The organism is Thiohalocapsa halophila (genome assembly GCF_016583825.1).
In the GTDB taxonomy this organism is placed as follows: Bacteria; Pseudomonadota; Gammaproteobacteria; order Chromatiales; family Chromatiaceae; genus Thiohalocapsa; species Thiohalocapsa halophila.
Genome location: NZ_NRRV01000002.1, coordinates 29,138 through 46,083, shown reverse-complemented (window position 1 = coordinate 46,083; position 16,946 = coordinate 29,138). Strand labels below are relative to the sequence as shown.

Genomic DNA, 16,946 nt, shown 5'->3' with positions numbered 1-16,946 from the left:
ACGGGCAGCCGGAGCACGGACGCCTCACGGGAATCCAAGCAACCGTCCCCGAAACCCAATTCTAGGGACGGTAACCTTAACTCCCAGATTGCGCCGTTAGATGGAAAGGCCGCAGCCGCAGGCGAGTGTGATCTGCTGGGGTGCGACGCTGCGCGTGGCGCCGCCCTGGCGGACATGCAGCACCAGCAGCGTACGCGGGTCGAACACGATCACGTCCTTGACGCCCTGGGACAGATAGAAGGGCGGGCCGATCTCCAGGTCCTTGGCCTCGTAGTTGGGGCTCACCACCTCCACTACCGCTTCTGGGATCAGCGTCAGCGCGCTGTCTTGCTCCTCGTCAGCGGGTTCGCGGCAGAAGATGGAGATGTCCGGGCGCTTTAGGCCATTCGGGAATTGGATGTAGACATCCAGTGCGTGCACGCAGTCACAGGCGGCGCTTCCGACGGCCGGCTCGATGGTCTGCGCGATGCGCTCCACGTGCTTCTGGTGCCGATAGAGCGGTTGCGCTTCCCAGATGGCGAGCCCGTTGACGATCTCGAGCCGAATGCCGAGCTCGTCGGCGCGCAGGAACTTGCTGTCGATAGACATAGATCACCGGCGACCTCGCTGCGGCCGACTCCGCCGCCTCAGGCCCGGATCATAGCCGACACCCCGCCGAGCCCGCCACCAATGCCGGGACGGTATACAGAACGATCCTCTCAAGCCCGCGGGTCTGCAATATGGCGACGGTATGCGGGATTATCCGCAACGCGGGTCCATTCGATCCCCGCGACCAGCCCCGTCAGTGCCGTCGCCGACCCTGTGGGCGCGAGCCGAGCTGGTCGGAGATCTCCTGCCCCGCCGCTGTCAGCGGCTCAATCCAGTCCATCTGCCGGCGCTCGATGGGGGCGGACACGGAAAGCCCGCCGGCGACGCGGCCCGTGGCGTCCGTGAGCAGTACGCCGATGCAGCCGACGTCCATCTCCGCCTCCTGGTTGTCGAAGGCGTAGCCGGACTCCAGGACCTGGGCGCACTCGGCGATGAGCCGCTCCACCTTGGTGATGCTGTTGCGGGTGTAGGCGGGCAGGTTGGTGCGCTCGGCGTAGGCGCGGATGGCCGCCTCGCCGCCGGCGGCGAGCATGAGCTTGCCGACGGCGGTCACGTGCAGCGGGGCGCGGGAGCCGATGAGCTGCTGGACATGGATGCTGCGGTTGGGCGTCGCCTTCTCGATGTAGACGACCTGATCGCCCTCGCGGATGGTGAGGTTGATGGTCTCGCCGAGCCGGTCCCGTAGGGCCTCCATCACCGGCCGGGCCAGCGCGCGCATGTCCACGTCGCCGTGCAGGCGCACGCCGAGCTGAAGCAGCCGCAGCCCAAGGCGATAGTGCCCGCCGGCGTCGCGCTCCACGAAGCCGTTGTCCGCCAGCGACGCCAGGATGCGGTGGGCTGTGGACGGGTGCAGTCCGGTCTCGGCCCCGAGGACCTTGAGGCTCACGGGCTCTGAATACCGCGCGATGGCGTCCAGCAGCGCCGCCGCGCGGTCGATGACCTGGATGCGGTTGCCGGTGCGCTCGGGGTCGCTGCCCATGGCCGTCTGTCCGTGCGCGCGTCTCGGTCCGCCGTCAAGCCCTGCCGGCGGCGTCGAAGCGGCTGTCCAGCGCCGGCAGCAGGCGCTCCACCGCCATGCCGCGGGAGCCCTTGATGAGCACGGTCGCGTCCGCTTCCAGGCCGGCAGCGATGTCCGCCGCCAAGGTGTGGGTCCATTCCGGATACGCGCTCACCGCGCGCGCGTCCAGCGCCAGCTGTGCCGCGGCGGCTGCGAAGCGGGGGCCGATGAGCACGCAGTGCTCGGCGGTGTCCGCCGCCAGCGCGGCGATGTCGCGGTGGGCGGAGGCGGCGACGGGGCCCAGCTCCAGCATGTCGCCGAGCACCGCCAGGCGCGGCGACGGGTATTGGCCCAGCACCGCGAGCGCCGCGCGCATGGAGGTGGGATTGGCGTTGTAGGCGTCGTTGATGACCGTCGGCCGGGCGGGGTCGTCGGCATGCAGCAGCTCGCCCCGCATGGGCGCATGGCCGGCGGCGGGCCAGGCGGCCGCAATGGCCTCGTCGCCGATACGGAAGCAGCGCGCCACGGCGGTGGCGGCCGAGGCATTGAGCCGATTGTGCTCACCGGGCAGCGCCAGGCCGGCGGCGACGGGGTCCAGGTCGAAGTGCGTGACGGTGAAGGCGGGCTCGGGCGGCAGGGTCAAGGGCACCGGCAGTCGGTCCTCTGCCGGCAGCACGGCGCCGCCGCCGGCGGCGATATGTGCCAGCACCGCCGACTCCTCCCGGGCGACGCCGTGCAGGTCGCGGAAGAATTCCAGGTGCTCTTCGCCGATACTAGTGACCACGGCAATGTCTGGGCGCACCAAGGCGGCGAGGGCATCGATCTCGCCGGGGTGATTGGTGCCGATCTCAGCCACCAGGAAGTCATCCCCCGCCTTGGCGCCGAGGAGCGTCAGCGGCACCCCGAGGTGGTTGTTGAAGCTCTTCGGGCTCTGACTGCCGGCGAGCCCGGCATGGCTGAGCACATGGTGGATCAGGTGGCGGGTGGTGGTCTTGCCGTTGCTGCCGCAGACGCTGATGATCCGGCAGCCGGCGGCGCCCAGCACCGCCCGCCAGCGCGCTGCCAGGGCCTGCAGCGCCGCCACTGTCGAGTCCACCCGCAGCAACGCCAAGCCGTCGTCCGCATTGTCCGGCGGCGCCATATCCCGCTCCACGATGGCGAGCGGCGCCCCCGCCGCCTGTGCCTTGTCCAGGAAGGCGTGGCCGTCGAAGCGCTCACCGGCGATGGCGACGAAGGCCTCGCCGGGGGCGAGGGTCCGGCTGTCGATGCCGACGCCGGTGATGGCCGCCGCTGGGTCTTGTGGCGGCACCAGCCAACGGCCCCCAGTGAGCTCGGCGAAGGCGTCGGGGGTCCAGAGGGCGTCGGGATCGATCATGGGCGGGCTCGATGAGGCGGGGCTCGGCTTCAAACACCGCTGTGCAGCATAGCAGCAGGCGGTGCCTGTTGCGCTTTTCGGGGCCCTCTGCGGTGGCTGTATCTGCCCCTCACGCCGTCTGGCAATGGCGCTTCACCGTGCGCCGGTCGAAACCGGTGACGCGCGCGACGGCCTCGTAGGTGCCGAGGCGCTGGTAGAGCCGCTGACAATAGCCGCCGAGCAGTGCTGGTGCGTCCAGCCGGCCGGCCGCTGCGGCCTCGAGCCAGGCATCCTGGTCGGCGCGCTGCGGCAGCGGGTCCGGCGCATAGCCGCCGGTGAGGATGATCCGCCGAACCGCTTGCTCCAGCTCGCGGACATTGCCGGGCCAGGGATAGCCCCCAGGTAGTTGTCGCAATGCGTCGAGCACCCGCGCGCGCAGCGCCGCCGCGGCGTCGCCGGCGAGACGTACCAGCAGGGCATCCACCAGCTCCTCCAGCTCCGCCGGGTCGGCATCGAGGCGCTCGCGCAGCGTTGGCAGCGTGATGATGTTCGCCGACAGCCGATAGAACAGGTCGAGACGGAAGCCGTCGCCGCCCAGAAGCGCCGCCAGCGGCCGGTTGGTGGCCGCCACGATGCGTCCGGCGAAGCGCCGCTCCTCGTGGCTGCCCACCGGCGAGAAGCTGCGCTCCTGGAGCAGGCGCAGCAGCTTGGTCTGGACTGGCAGTGAGAGGTCGCCGATCTCGTCCAGGAACAAGGTGCCCTGAGCATCGCAGCGGGCGAACAGCCCCTCGTGATGCTCCACGGCGCCGGTGAAGGCGCCCTTACGGTGGCCGAAGAGCTCGGATTCGATCAGGCCCTCCGACAGCGCCGACAGATTGGTGGCGATGAGGCCGTCGGCGATGGGCCGGCTGAAGCCGTCGCCGGCCTTATTGAGCACAATCACGCCGGAGCGGCCGATGGCCGCCGCCGCCTGGCCCTTGCCGGTGCCGGTCTCGCCGAGCAAGAGCGTCGGGAAGTCCTGCAACCGCTCCCACAGCAGCAGCGCATAGCTGGCGAGATCCGCCGTGAAGACGCTGTTCCAGAGCGCCTGGCGCAGCGCCCGCATGGGCGCACTGCGGCCCACCAGCGCCTGGTCGATGAAGAAATAGGCCCGGCGCAGCTGGTAGTAGAGTGCGATCCAGCGCCGCTGCTCGTTGGGCTCGAAGCCGCACCCCGCCAGCGCCTCCGTCAGCTCCCGTGCCAGCCCGCGGCCCAGCCCGCCGCTGCCGCCGCGGGCGATGAGCGGGTCGAAGCGCTCCGCGAAGCGCTGGTAACAATGGAATAGAAACACCCGGCGCATCAACGCCCGGTCCTCGCCGGCGAAGTCCTGGAGCCGCGCGAGCCCGCCCACCGCGAGCTTGCCGAGCCGCGCATCCAGACCGGGCATCAACCGGTGGTATTCCACCGCCTGGGAGACCAGCTCTGCAGACGGCGCCGACGCGTCGTTGCCGAGCAATCGCGCGAGCCGTCCGCGGTCCGCCGCGAAGGGATTGGCGAACACCGTCTCGCACAGCAGGCCGAAGTAGGCCCGGTCGTCGGGGCTAAGGTGGCGTTTGGGGCTCAAGGAAGGGGGCAGGTCACGCGCAGCAACCGATCAGAGAATGGCACGGTCGACGCTCATCCTTACGGATCATGCTCGTCGCTGCAAATCCGGCCGGCGCTGTGTGTAGCCACCGATTCGTGATCGCGACGACGCTCTGCGTCGTCGCGCGCCGCTCCCGCGCCGCGTCAGGGACAGGCCGATCTGCTGCCTTGCCCGCGCGACAGGCCGCGGGAGCGGCGCAACGAGAGGGGAGGCGGGCTTGCGGCGGCTATGTCCGCAGCTGCGCCATCCACCAATCGCACAGCGGATCGCGCCCACTGGGCAGGAAGCGGGCTCGGTCGCGGATGGCCGTGAGCGCGGCGCGGAGGTCCGCTGCCGAGGGGTCGAGCTGGTCGGCCCAGCGCCTGACCACCGTGGGCGTGGTCAGCACTGGTACGCGCGCGTCGTCGGCCAGTCGAATCGCCTTGCGGTCATCGGTGGCGAGCTGCCAGCCGCGGCGCTGGGCGATGGCGAGCGCCATGGCCTCGCCGTCGTCCAGCTCGCGGGCGAGGTCGACATAGGCGGCGAGCTCGGCATCGGTCTGGGGCTGCACAATGGTGAGCAACCCGCCCGCGATGTACGGCTCGAGCATGAGGCGCTCGCGGACGGGCTCGGTAGCGTCAGCCGTTTCGGCTTCGCCGGCGGCGGCGTCGCCGCCACGCAGGAACAGCGCTTCGTGCAGCACCGCCTCCGGCAGCATCCAGGCGAGCCCAAGACCGCCGAGCCAGGTGTCCAGCGCATCGGCGGCGGCGAGGTTGATGAGGCAGCAGGCGTCCAGAACGACGGTCTCTGACATGGCCGACGCAGCCTTCAGAACGCCAGATCGAACAGCGACAGCTGCTCCGGCATCTGCACCGATTGCTCATGCCCTTCCGCGTCCAGGTCCCTGGAGGTCAGGGTCGCATCGACCATCTCCCGGGCGGTCACCCGGTCGGTGCGCAGGAATCTCGAAAGCTGACCCTCGCTGATGGCCTCCTTGAGGTACGCCTGCACCGCGAGGTAACGGTAGCGTTCGGGATAAGGGTCCTCGGACGGCGGGCGGGTGGGCAGGCCGAGCAATTGACGCGCGGCGCCGGGCTTGAAGCCACGCTCGGTCAGTGCGTCCCAGGTGCCGCGGGTGAGCAGCCCCAGGTCCTCCAGCCGCAGGGCCGCCGCGTGCACGGAGACGTAGAAGTGGTGGGCGAGGCGGCTCAGGTCCGCGGTCTGGAAATCGCCCGTGCGCTCGGTGACGGCCAGAAAATATCGGCGCACAGCCGTCTCCGGCATCAGAAAGCTGGCGGCTAAGGCATCGGCGAAGCGCTCCGACAGCGGTTTCCGCTTGGGCGTCTGGACCGTGTCGACACCGGGCTTGTGCCGGTCCGCGAGGAAATGGGCGTACTCGTGCGACAGCGTCCAGCGGCGGCGCTCCGGCGGGTGCTTGCGGTTGATCAGGATGCAGTAGCCGAGGTCGGCCACGAAGGCATAAAGGCCCGCGAGTCGCGAGGGCAGGCCGCCGTAGAAGACATGCACACCGGCCTGCTCCACCAGGGAGCGCAGCTCGTAGACGGGTTGATCGCCCAGGTGCAGCCGGGAGCGCTCGCGGATCGCCACGTCCTCCGCGAAGGCCGCCACATCCACGCGCTGCGGCACCGAGACCTCCGGCGGGAAGCGCCGGAACGGCTCGCTGCCGGTGAGCTGCTCCAGCGTCCGGTAATCATCTGCGAAGGCGGTCAGCTCGCCGATGACGGCTTGCAGCTCGGCATCCATGTCGGCGCGCAGGGATGCCCGCAGATGCGGCTCGATGGGCTGCGGCTCGGCGCCCGGGCGGACCAGCTCGTTGACCGTGCGGCCGTACAAGCTCGCCAACTTGACCACTTCAGCGGGCTTCGCCGCCCGCGTGCCCTTCTCGATCGCGATCAACGTCGGCCGGCTCACGCCCAACTGGCCTGCTGCCTCCTGCTGCGTGAGTCCGGCGGCCTTGCGGGCCTCCAGCAGGCGTGCGGCGATGACGCCGGTCTGCGCTTCAGAAACCTGATGCATCGGCATGGTGGTCAGTGTCTCGAAGCAGTTCCGGAGCAAGCTCATCCGGGCTCGCTCCCGCTTGAATGAGACGGCGCGCCTGATTCCACCGCGGGCTGCTTCTTAGGTCCAGGGTCTCGTTCTCGGCCATATGGGACGGTAGCGATAGCGACGGGCGTATCGCTCGCTTGGCTTCCACTGCTGGCAAGAATAGCGATTTCTTTGACAATGTCAAATATTGCGCCTGCCTGAAATCCTATGTCGTCAAATTGCTTGTCGTCCGGCCTCGCCGAGTCAGGCCGCTACGGCGGCTCCGCGGCGGAACCATGCAGCAACTGCATCGATGTCTTTCGCAAGATCAGGTCCGCGAGCCAACAGCGCTGGATGCCGGCGCGGGCGTACTTGGCGAGCTTGACGGTGCCCTCGAGGGTCAGGCCGGCGTCGGCGACTTCGATCAGGAGCAGCACGTCGTCGCCGACGGGATTGGCGCTGCGGTAGCGGTCGTCGCGCAGGCGCAGCACGCAGAGGTCGGGATAGAGCTCGGTGGCGTCGTCCAGGATCAGCGCGCCTTGGACGCGGACGGTGGCCTTGCCGACGAGTGCCGGCGGTGATATCGCGCCACGACAGAGACGGGCGTCAGAGGCTTGAGCGCCGCGTCCATGAGCTTGCCAAAAGGCGTGTATCCGGCAGCGTTGCGGCCGGGTGTGACGGGCGCGGTGATGGCCGGCGAAGAGGGCGGGCGGCGGCCGGATGCCGCCGCCCGGGGAGCGGCGTGCGGGCTCAGCTGAGCTCGTCGGCGCCGATGTCCTTCATCAGGTTGAAGCTCTTCACGAAGGGGCCGGCCATGCGCGGGTCCTTGATCATGGCGGCGTAGTCACCGTGCTTGAACTTGAGCTTGCCGGTGGCGTAGGCGGTGCCCATGCCCATCATGCCGATGCCCTTCTTGACCCACTTGAGCCAGTCGTCCATGTCCGCACGCATGTCCCAGTCCGGGGTTTCACCGTTCCAGCTGCCGGCGCGGGTGCAAATGCCCTTCTCGACCACGAAGACCCCGACCGGGTCCTCTTGGTCCTTGAAGCCGCAGGTGATCACGGAGTCGAAGCCGATCTCGGCGAGCTTGCCGCTGACCTCCGGGTCGTTGTTCCAGGCATCCTTGAGCTCGTTCATCCACTCGGCGGAAAAAAGCTTGGCCATGGTTGTTGCTGTCCTCCTTCGTCGGTTGGCGGGGAGCCGCGCAGGACGCGCGGACGGATCGCTCGAACGGAGCCGATTTTAGCAGCAACGCGCGGCTGCGAGGTTACGTCTCCGTACGGGCGTTGGGGCTTTGGCGCGCACCGTCGATGGCCCGTATCGGGGCCCGTCCCAGGCACTCCTGCGTTGTCTCCCTAGCCAAACTCAAGCCCGAAGCCGCCGGCGAGCAGCCGCGCGGCCTCTTCTTCGAGCTCCAGGCGGGTGAGCGGGTGCTGATCCAGCCAGCCATCCGGGAAGCGCAGCAGCAGGGTATCACCGTCGGCGCCGAGGTCCGGCTCCGGGATGCCGTCCGGGCTGCGGCCGCGGCGCAACAGCACCGCCAGACGCAGGATCACACAGAGCCGGCGGGCACAGTAGCGCACGCTGCTCGGCAGCTGAAGGAAGGCGTCGATGGGCAGCTTGCGCCTGTGTCCGAGGATCAGCGCCGCCAGGACCTGCTGCTCCTGGCGGGTGAAGCCGGAGAGGTCCGCGTTGCCGATGAGATAGGCGCCGTGCTTTTGATAGTGGCTATGGGAGACGGCGAGACCGATCTCGTGCAGCTCCGCCGCCCAGCCGAGCATGGGCGCATAGTCGGGATGGCTCAGCTGCCAGGGCTCGCGCAGCTGCGCCAACAGGTGCAGCGCGGTCTCTTTCACGCGCGCGGCATGGGCTTGGTCGACGTCGAAGCGGCGGCTGAAGGTGGCGACCGTACGCTCGCGCACGTCTTCGTGCTCCAGACGACCCACCATTTCGTAAATCAGGCCTTCCCGCAGGGCCTGATCCGAGACCCGCATGTGCTCGATGGCCAGGCTGGAGAAGAGCGCCCGCAGCACCGCGACGCCGCCTGCGAAGACCGGCCGCCTGCGCTCGCTCAGGCCCTTGAAGTCGAGCGCGGAAGCCTTGCCGGCATCGAGGATGGCGGCACGCAGCCGGCCGAGGGATTCCGCCGTGATGCCGTCTTCGCTCCAGCCCTCAGCCATGACCACCGCGGCGATGGACTTGATGGTGCCGGAGCTGCCGGTGGCCGTGGCCCAGCCGGACTGGCGGAAGAGCTCGCGCACCGGGCGCACTTCCAACGCACCGTAGAGCTCCGCCTTGTCCATTTGCTTGGCGGTGATCTTGTCGTTGCCGAAGAAGCGCCGGGCCATGCTGACACAGCCCATGTGCAGGCTCTCGCGCAGGGTCGGCTGGAAGCCCTGGCCGACGATGACCTCGGTGCTGCCGCCGCCGATGTCGATGACCAGGCGCTTCTCGTCGCCGATGGCTAGCCCGTGGGAGACGCCCAGGTAGATGAGCCGTGCCTCTTCGCGCCCGGCGATGACCTCGATGGGATGCCCCAGCGCCAGCTCCGCCCGCTCCACGAAGTGCGCCTCCGGGCGGATTTGGCGCAGGGTGTTGGTGCCTACTGCGCGCACTCTCTTCGGCGGCATGTCCTTAAGCCGCTGACCCATGCGCTCCAGGCAGGCCAGCGCGCGCTCGGCGACGTCTTCGCGCAGGTGCTTGTCGCTGGTGAGCCCCTCGCCGAGGCGGACCATCTCCTTGTGCCGGTCGATGACCTGAAGCGTGCCGCCGTCCATGCGCGCGACCAGCAGGTGGAAGGAGTTGGAGCCGAGATCTACGGCGGCCAGGGTGTCGCCGGCGTCCACCGCGCGGGCGACCTCCGGGGCGACATCTGGGGTGTCAGCTGGGCCGACCTCGGCGGTCGCTGCTGCTGACGGGGCCGTTGCGGCGGGATCTGCCATCGCCTGCTCCGGTCGCTTGCAAGGGTCGGGGCACCATCGGCCCCACAGCTGGTCGCGCAGTATAGCGGGGCGCCGCGGCCGGGGCAGGGGCAATATCAAGGGGCGTCAGTGGCTGGTGCTGAGGGGCGAGGGGCGTACGCAGGATTGCCGGGGCCGGTGGTGCCCGAGGCGAGCCTGTCACCGGGGCCGAGCCAACGATGGTTTCGCTGCCGATCGCGATCCCGATCCGGATAGCGATGACGGGAATCGCTCAGCGCTGGCCGCTCATCCAGTAGGCGACGCGGTCCCGGTTTTCGGCAATGAAGTCCCGCACCGCCCGCTTGTGGCCCTTGGCCCAGGCCGCGGCCATCATCGCCTCGACATCGGCGAGCTCAAGCGAGAAGCGGCGGACGAAGCCGGCCACGGCGGGGAGGCCGCTGTTGCTCCACAGCGCTTCGGCCTTCGCCGCCGCGCCGCGCTCTCCGAGCAGGGCCTCGGCGACGGCGGACCAGTCCACCAGCTGCTTGATGACGTCCTCGCGCAGGGTCTCCTCGGCGGCGAACAGGGCCTCCACCAGGGCCTCCGCCAGGGGCTTCACCTGTGCCGGGTCGGCCGCGAGGTCATCGCGGCGGACCACCAGCGCATTGGATCGGTATCTCCCTAAAACCATCCCTTGCGCCGCAGCAGCCACAGCTGCACCAGGGCCACGAGCAGCAGGAACAGGCACAGAATCAGGAAGGCCAGCGGGTCGTTGGCGTCGGGGATGCCGGCGAGGTTCACGCCGAGCAAGCCGGTGGCGAAGCTGAGCGGCAGGAAGATCGCCGTGATGACGGTAAGCGAATAGACCCGGCGCTCGGTGGTCTCGGAGGAGCGCTGGAGGATCTCGTCCTGGGTGATGGCGGTGATCTCGCCGGCGGCGGCGAGGCCTTCGGCGGCATGGTGGCAGCGGTCGGCGATTTCCCGTACTAGATGGCGGGCGTCGGCGTCGATCCAGGGGTGGCGCACGGCGGCCAGCTGCGCAAGGGCGCGGCGCTGCGGCGTCAGGTGAAAGCGCATCAGGATCATGCGCCGGCGCAGGGTGGCGAGCTCGGCCACCAGGTTCTCGGGGTGGCGGGCACGGTTGCCGGCCTGGCCGAGGCGGCGGGTGGCGGCCTGAAGCTCCTCCAGCACGTCGTCGATGTGGGTCATGAGTCCGTCGGCGAGCTCCGCAACGACGGTGCCGATGCCGGCGGGCCCCATGCCCCGGCGCAACGCCGCGTGCAGGTCCTCGATTGCGCGCACGCGCCCGCGCTGACAGGTGATGAGGCGCCGGCCGTCGGTCCACAAGCGTACCGTCACCATGTCGCCCAGCGCTGCCGTGGAGCGTTGGTCGATGCCCTTCAACACCAGGAGCAGCCCCTCGCCGCCGCTCGCCAGCCGGGGGCCGGCCGTGAGGGTGGAAAGGGCTTCTAGGGTGAGGGGATCCAGGGCGCTGTCCTCGCGCAGCCAGCGGTGGGCGTTCGGATGACGCAGATCAAGGTGGACCCAGGTCTGCGCTGCCGGCGCCGTCTCGACGAGGTCCGCCCAGCCAATAGGCGTGCCGCCGCCTGCGCCATTCAGTCGGTAGCCGAAGGCAAGGCCGAACCAGTTGTGCAGTCGATCGGGATGCGGCATGGCGGCGCGGGCAAGACAAGGTCAGTCCGGTGCGGCGGCGGCTGTGCCGGGGCCGCCGACCGGCGTTTGGTCGCGGCGCAGGTGCACCTCCAGCGGCTGCACGGAGCGGATATGCAGGTCGCGCTGCGGGAAGGCGATGCCGATGCCGGCGGCGCGGAACCTGTCGTTGATGGCATGGTGCAGGGCGGTGATGGTGTCGAGCCGGTAGTCCATGTCCGCGAGGAAACAGCGCAGCACCAGGGTCAGGGAGTCGTTGCCGAAGCCCTCGAAGGTGATGATCGGCGCTGGGTCTTCGAGCACACGCTCGTGCTCCCGGGCAACGTCGGCGAGGATCTCCAATGCCTTGTGCGCGTCGCTGCCGTACTCGACGCCGACGGGCACCACGATACGGTTGATCTGATCCGACAGGGTCCAGTTGGTCAGGCGCCCGGTGATCAGCTCCTTGTTGGGCACCAACAGCTCCTGTCGATCCCAGTTGCGCACTGTGGTGGCGCGGATCTCGATTCGGGTCACCACGCCGGTGGTGTCGCCGATGGTAACGATGTCGCCCACGCGCACCGGGCGCTCGAACAAAATGATGAGGCCGCTGATGAAGTTGGCGACAATCTCCTGCAGGCCGAAGCCGATGCCGACGCCCAGCGCCGCCACCAGCCATTGCACCTGCCCCCAAGACAAGCCGAGGGCACCGAAGACCAAGAGCGCTCCGATGGCAGTGATGGCATAGCCCGTCAGCGTGATGATGGTATAGCGGCTACCGGCGCTGAGATTGCTGCTCTGCAGCAGCAGGATCTCCAGCAACGCCGGCAGGTTGCGTGCTGCCGCGACGGCCGCGGCGATGATCACCAGCACCAGCCCCAAGTCCGCGAGGGTTACCGGGATCGACTCCTCGATGCCGTCCACCTCGCCGGTGTAGGTCCACAGGGTCACCCGCTCGAACAGGTTCAGCGCCGGCAGCACGTCCGACCAAATGAGCGACAGGCCGACGGCGGCGGCCACGAAAATGGCCAGGTTCAGCAGCCGTCGGGTCTGGGCGTCCAGCGAGGCCAGGTCCACGGCCTCCTCCTGCACCGCCAGGGCCTCGGCGCCGGCGGCGTCGGCCGCCTTGGCGGCCTCGCGCTGGGCACGCCGCTCCAGGGCCGCGCTGAGGGCCAGGCGCCGCCGTGCCACGAGCAGCCAGCGGGCGATGAGCTGATGCACCACCACGAGTCCGAGCGCGAGCCAGAGCTCGTTCACCAGCGAGCGCAGCAGCACGCCGGAGGTGTAGAGAAAACCGGCCATGGCGAGGAGTGCCAGCGCCGCCGGCACCGCGACAACCAGTGGATACCAGAGCATGCGCAGACGCGCATACCAGGCCTCCGGGCGCTTCGCCAGCACATGCTGGAGGGCACCGCGACTGGGGTGCAACACCACGGCGGTCGCCATTGCGAGGCCCAGGTTAAATAGCGCCAGCGACAGCCGGCCCAGGGTGGCCGTGAACATCGGCTCTTGCTGGTTGTGGATCATCGCGGCCACGAACCCCAGCGGCATCAGCAGTGCGATTGCGACGAGGCTCGAGCGGCGCAGCAGCACCAGGGTGTCGCTCTGCCAGCGGAAGTGGCGGTCGGCGACCCCGCCGCGCAGACAGAGCATGCGGAAGGCGAGCAAATAGTACAGGGCCGGCACAATGGCCATCAGCGCCGTACCCACAGCCTTGACGAACCCGTCTGCGGCGACTGAGCTCTGCAGCACTTGCCCGAGCGTCAATGCCAGTACCGGCCAAGGGGCGGCGGCCAGCAGCGACAGGCCCAAGGCGGTGATGGTGTAGCGAAAGCGGTCCGTGCTGATGCGCCGCAGCGGCTCGGCGCTGGCGCGGATGGCGCGACGCAGGGCCGCATTGCGCCAGAACAACAGAGCCACCGCCGCCAGGCCGAGCCAGAGCACCGGCGAGCGTGTCGCCTCCACGGCTAGCGTAGTGCCGACGGCGGCCCAGTTTTGCGGGCTGAGCACCCAGGCGACGGCCGCCGGCAGGGCCGCGAAGGACTGCTCGGTGACCGGACCGATACTGCGCACCCACAGCAGCCGCTCCGAAAGGTAGCGGTCGTAGCGCTGCACCAGCTCGCGCAGCTGCTGCCCCGCGAAGTCCACCTCTCCCAGGGACCGGCGATAGCTCTCCTCCAGCTTCAGCGCAGTGGTGAGCAGCTTGCGGCGCGTCTCGCCCTGGGCGCGCAGCTCCTCGCGCAATTGGGCCTGGTCGACGTCAGCGCGCTCCTGCGCCGGCAGCTCGGCAACTGCGGCATCCACCCAGGCATCCAGGTCGTCCAGCCCGCGCAGCTCCTCGCGCCAGCGCACGCTGCGCAGCGTGCTCTCGGCGATCTGGTCGGCGCGCGCCGCGGCGTTCTTGCGCAGCTGGCGGGGGTCCGGCAGCTGCCCGCGCTGCTCGATCAGCACCTGACCCTGGGCGCGGTTCAGGCCGGCGGCTTCCAGGCGCTCGCGGGCATTGACGAAGTCTTCCTTGATGCGCGCGCGCTGCTGCTCCAGCTGGGTGCGTCGCTGGTCGAGCTGCGCCAGCGCCTCCGTGGTTTCGCCGACGGTTTCGGCGAGTGCGGCATTGCGCTTGGCGAAGGTCTGTATCAAGGGGTGGGCGCCGGCGGTGGCGGCACGCTCGGCGTCCATCAGTTCCTGGACTTCTTGGGCGGTGCGCCGCCGCAGGCTGTCGGCGCGGCGCTCGAGCAGCCCGCGGCGGGCCTTGGCCGCCTCCAGCTCCTGGCGCGCCAGGTCGCGCTTGGCGAGGGTCAGCTCGCGGCGCGCGCTGGCGCTCAGCAGTTGCTGCTCCAGCATCTCCTGCTCGGCGCGCAGCACGGCACGCCGGGCCTGGCGCGCCCAGGCGCTGATCTCCTGCGCCTGGGCGGAGACGGCGTCCGCCTCGCCAGGAGCAGGCGCCAGCTCAGCCAGCCGCGTATCGATGGCGGCAATGCGCTCGCGGATCTGGCCGGGATTCTGGTCCCCGGCTTCCAACGCCTCCGACAGCCGCGTGATGCGTGCCTCGATGGCGGCGATCTCGGCCTGCTGAGCGCTAATGCGCGACTCGATGGTCGCCAGGTCCGCATCCGCCGGCAGGTCCTGGGTCGGGGCTTCGGTCGGTGCTTCGGCCGCCGCCGCGAGCTCGCTGCGGATCGCTTCGCTCTGCGCCGGCGCCTGCGTGATGGCCGCCGCGTACTCCGTGGCTGCCGATCGCATACGCTCGGCATCGGCGAGGTCCTTCAGCACGGCGGTTAGCTCGCTGATGAGCCGTGTGCGCTCGGCCTCGGGCAGGTCGGCGCTCTCCTCGACTTGCGTCAGGCGCTGCTCCACCAGCGCTTGACTGACGGGGGGCTCGCCCGCCACCGCGCCGGTGGTCGCCGGCGTCTGCGGCGCGGCCGCAGCGGCGGCACAGACCAGAACGAGGGCCGCCCAAAGCCGTGGCCACAAACGAGCGGCGCTAGGCGCCTGAATGGGCGCCTGAACGGGATGGGGCGTCACGATTGGGTGCGCCGCTGGCTGCCCTTGTCGGGATTGCGCAGCAGCACATAGACCGCGCCGGTACCACCATCGCGACGGGTGGCTGAGACGAAGGCAAGCACGTCTTCGCGCAGGCGGAGCCAATAGTTCACCTTGCACTTCAGCACGGGCTGGCGGCTGTCCGAGCCGCGGCCCTTGCCGTGGATGATGCGCGCACAGCGCACGCGCCGATGCCGGCAGTCGGCGAAGAAGTCCTTGAGCAGGGCTTGGGCATGCGCAACCCGCAGACCGTGCAGGTCCACTTCGAGCTCGGGCTGGATGCGCCCGCGCTGCAGCTCCGCGACGACGCGCTTTTGGATGCCGGGCCGGGCGAAGATCAGGTAGTCGTGTGTCTCCACTTCGCTTTCGGCCAGGGGCTCGGGGCGCTCGGCGGGGTCCTCCTCGGGCTGCGGGCGCGGCACCGGGGGCGGGCGCTCGCGGTAAGGCTCGGCACGGTTCGCCTCGAGCGGCTCGACGTCACCCATCGCCGTGCGAAATATTTCTGAATCAGAGTCGTGGAGCTGCTTGTTCATCTGACTTATGATAAGCGATGGGTCGCCGGCGGGCTCGGACCACCTGCTCGCGTTGGCTGTATCATGCCGCTTGAGCGCCGGCGCTGGGCGGCGCCCTCGACGCGGATGTGCGCTGAGTGCGCACGGCAGGGCAGCGAAAGCGCCTTGCCTGGCAGAGGTCTGCCGCGGCGCGCGCTCGCTGCCGCCCGTGTCGGAAATGTTGGGTCTCGATGCAGGGCCCGAAACCGCTGGTCTTGGCGTCCTATTGTGGCATCGTGTGCCCGACGTTGCGGGCGCCGTCCGGTCAAGCGCCTCGCCGCAGCTGCAACAGCATGAACATACTCATCAGCAACGACGACGGATACCGGTCTCCAGGCCTACATGTGCTCGCCGACGCCCTGGCCGCGCTCGGTGAGGTCACGGTGGTGGCGCCGGACCGCGACCGCAGTGGTGCCAGCAACTCCCTGACGCTGGACGTGCCGATCCGGGCGGAGCGTCTGGAGTCCGGCATTATCCGGGTCAACGGCACACCCACGGACTGCGTGCACCTGGCACTCACGGGTCTGTTGGACGCGGAGCCGGATCTGGTGGTGGCCGGCATCAACCACGGCCCGAATCTGGGCGACGACGTCATCTACTCGGGCACCGTCGCCGCCGCCACCGAAGGGCGTTTCCTCGGCTTGCCGGCCATCGCCATATCCATGGCAGCCCATCAGCCGAAGCACCTGGAGACCGCGGGAGCGGTGGCGGTGAGGCTCGTCTCCGGCCTGCGCGACGCCACGCTCAGTCCGAGCACTATCCTGAACGTGAATGTGCCGGATGTTCCACTGGCCGAGCTGCGTGGGGTGGCTGCTACCAGGCTCGGTCACCGGCATAAGGCGGAGTCCGTTTCGCGCATCCAGGATCCCCGCGGGCGGCCTATGTATTGGATCGGTCCCGCGGGCCCCGAGCAGGATGCGGGCGAGGGGACCGACTTCTTTGCGCTGCGCTCGGGGCAGGTGTCGGTGACGCCCATTCAGATCGATCTCACCCGCCACGCGGCGCTCGGTCCCGTCGGTCGGTGGCTGGACGCACTGCCTTGAAGGCCGGCACGCTCGCCCCGGAGGCCGCTTCCGGCCGGGTGCCGGGCCACGGCCGTGCCAGGCTGCGGCTCGCCACGCGGCTGACCGCCGCGGGTATCGGCGATGCCCGCGTCATTGGCGTCATGACCCAGGTGCCGCGGCATCTGTTCGTGGACGAGGCCTTGGCCACCCATGCCTACGACGACGCCGCTCTGCCCATCGGCAGCGGCCAGACCATCTCGCAGCCCTATACCGTGGCGCGCATGACCGAGGCGCTGCTGGCGCCCGGGTGCTGCTCGACGGTGCTGGAGATCGGCACGGGCTCCGGCTATCAGACCGCCGTTCTGGCGGCCCTGGTGCGCCGGGTGTACAGCGTCGAGCGGGTCGCTGTCCTCTGGCAGCGCGCCCAGGCGAGGCTGCGGGCGCTGCAGTGCCGCAACGTGCGGCTGCGCCATGGCGACGGTGCGCTGGGCTGGCAGGAGTACGCGCCCTTCGACGGCATTCTGATCACCGCGGCGGCGCACGGCGTGCCGCGTCAGCTGGCAGCTCAGCTCGCCCCCGGCGGACGCATGGTGCTGCCGCTGAACGGCGGCGACGGCCAGGTGTTGTTGCGCCTGACCCGGACGACGGTCGGCTTCCGGCATGAGGTGCTGGAGCCCGTCACCTTCGTACCCTTGCTCGCGGGGGTGGCCTGA

The 16,946-nt window shown here is 69.6% G+C and carries 15 protein-coding genes; 2 read left to right on the top strand and 13 right to left on the bottom strand.

Translation table 11 applies throughout. The features are described 5' to 3' along the window. Window positions 1–96: 96 nt before the first annotated feature. From CKO31_RS01370 to CKO31_RS01310, 13 genes are all read right to left on the bottom strand, one after another. Window positions 97–588, bottom strand: a complete 492-nt coding sequence (locus tag CKO31_RS01370; protein ID WP_200233305.1) for a Uma2 family endonuclease — start codon at window positions 586–588, stop codon at window positions 97–99. A gap of 193 nt (window positions 589–781) precedes the next feature. After that, window positions 782–1,567 (bottom strand): IclR family transcriptional regulator, encoded by a 786-nt coding sequence (locus CKO31_RS01365; protein WP_200233302.1) that lies wholly within the window; start codon window positions 1,565–1,567, stop codon window positions 782–784. A 34-nt stretch (window positions 1,568–1,601) separates the two neighbouring features. Continuing rightward, window positions 1,602–2,960, bottom strand: coding sequence for a UDP-N-acetylmuramoyl-tripeptide--D-alanyl-D-alanine ligase (locus CKO31_RS01360; protein ID WP_200233300.1), 1,359 nt, complete (start codon window positions 2,958–2,960; stop codon window positions 1,602–1,604). A 109-nt stretch (window positions 2,961–3,069) separates the two neighbouring features. After that, window positions 3,070–4,542: a sigma-54-dependent transcriptional regulator gene (locus CKO31_RS01355; protein WP_200233297.1), complete on the bottom strand. Its 1,473-nt coding sequence runs from the start codon at window positions 4,540–4,542 to the stop codon at window positions 3,070–3,072. 247 nt (window positions 4,543–4,789) lie between these two features. Continuing rightward, entirely contained in the window at window positions 4,790–5,356 is a 567-nt protein-coding gene (locus tag CKO31_RS01350; protein ID WP_200233295.1) for a PIN domain-containing protein, read from the bottom strand. A 14-nt stretch (window positions 5,357–5,370) separates the two neighbouring features. Further along, window positions 5,371–6,624 (bottom strand): XRE family transcriptional regulator, encoded by a 1,254-nt coding sequence (locus tag CKO31_RS01345; RefSeq protein ID WP_200233294.1) that lies wholly within the window; start codon window positions 6,622–6,624, stop codon window positions 5,371–5,373. Between the two features lie 236 nt (window positions 6,625–6,860). Beyond that, window positions 6,861–7,118 carry a Uma2 family endonuclease gene (locus CKO31_RS26505; protein WP_322789069.1) on the bottom strand — a complete coding sequence of 86 codons (258 nt, stop codon included), beginning with the start codon at window positions 7,116–7,118 and terminating at the stop codon, window positions 6,861–6,863. A 220-nt stretch (window positions 7,119–7,338) separates the two neighbouring features. Continuing rightward, window positions 7,339–7,752 carry an SCP2 sterol-binding domain-containing protein gene (locus tag CKO31_RS01335; RefSeq protein WP_200233291.1) on the bottom strand — a complete coding sequence of 138 codons (414 nt, stop codon included), beginning with the start codon at window positions 7,750–7,752 and terminating at the stop codon, window positions 7,339–7,341. A gap of 191 nt (window positions 7,753–7,943) precedes the next feature. Continuing rightward, window positions 7,944–9,530: an exopolyphosphatase gene (gene ppx, locus CKO31_RS01330; protein ID WP_200233289.1), complete on the bottom strand. Its 1,587-nt coding sequence runs from the start codon at window positions 9,528–9,530 to the stop codon at window positions 7,944–7,946. Window positions 9,531–9,780: 250 nt separating this feature from the next. Then, window positions 9,781–10,146 (bottom strand): hypothetical protein, encoded by a 366-nt coding sequence (locus tag CKO31_RS01325; RefSeq protein WP_200233288.1) that lies wholly within the window; start codon window positions 10,144–10,146, stop codon window positions 9,781–9,783. Between the two features lie 23 nt (window positions 10,147–10,169). Continuing rightward, on the bottom strand, window positions 10,170–11,162 hold the full coding sequence (locus CKO31_RS01320; RefSeq protein ID WP_200233287.1) for a CorA family divalent cation transporter: 993 nt from the start codon (window positions 11,160–11,162) through the stop codon (window positions 10,170–10,172). A 21-nt stretch (window positions 11,163–11,183) separates the two neighbouring features. After that, the gene (locus CKO31_RS01315; protein WP_200233286.1) at window positions 11,184–14,660 is read right to left on the bottom strand and encodes a mechanosensitive ion channel domain-containing protein; all 3,477 of its coding nucleotides are present in this window, start codon (window positions 14,658–14,660) and stop codon (window positions 11,184–11,186) included. After that, window positions 14,657–15,211 carry a Smr/MutS family protein gene (locus CKO31_RS01310; protein ID WP_200233281.1) on the bottom strand — a complete coding sequence of 185 codons (555 nt, stop codon included), beginning with the start codon at window positions 15,209–15,211 and terminating at the stop codon, window positions 14,657–14,659. The genes CKO31_RS01315 and CKO31_RS01310 overlap by 4 nt, the downstream gene beginning before the upstream one ends. 311 nt (window positions 15,212–15,522) lie before the next feature. On the opposite strand from CKO31_RS01310, the gene surE reads away from it, so the two are divergent. Both surE and CKO31_RS01300 read left to right on the top strand, forming a co-directional pair. After that, window positions 15,523–16,272 (top strand): 5'/3'-nucleotidase SurE, encoded by a 750-nt coding sequence (surE, locus tag CKO31_RS01305; protein ID WP_200233274.1) that lies wholly within the window; start codon window positions 15,523–15,525, stop codon window positions 16,270–16,272. Then, window positions 16,269–16,946, top strand: coding sequence for a protein-L-isoaspartate(D-aspartate) O-methyltransferase (locus CKO31_RS01300; RefSeq protein ID WP_207147914.1), 678 nt, complete (start codon window positions 16,269–16,271; stop codon window positions 16,944–16,946). The genes surE and CKO31_RS01300 overlap by 4 nt, the downstream gene beginning before the upstream one ends.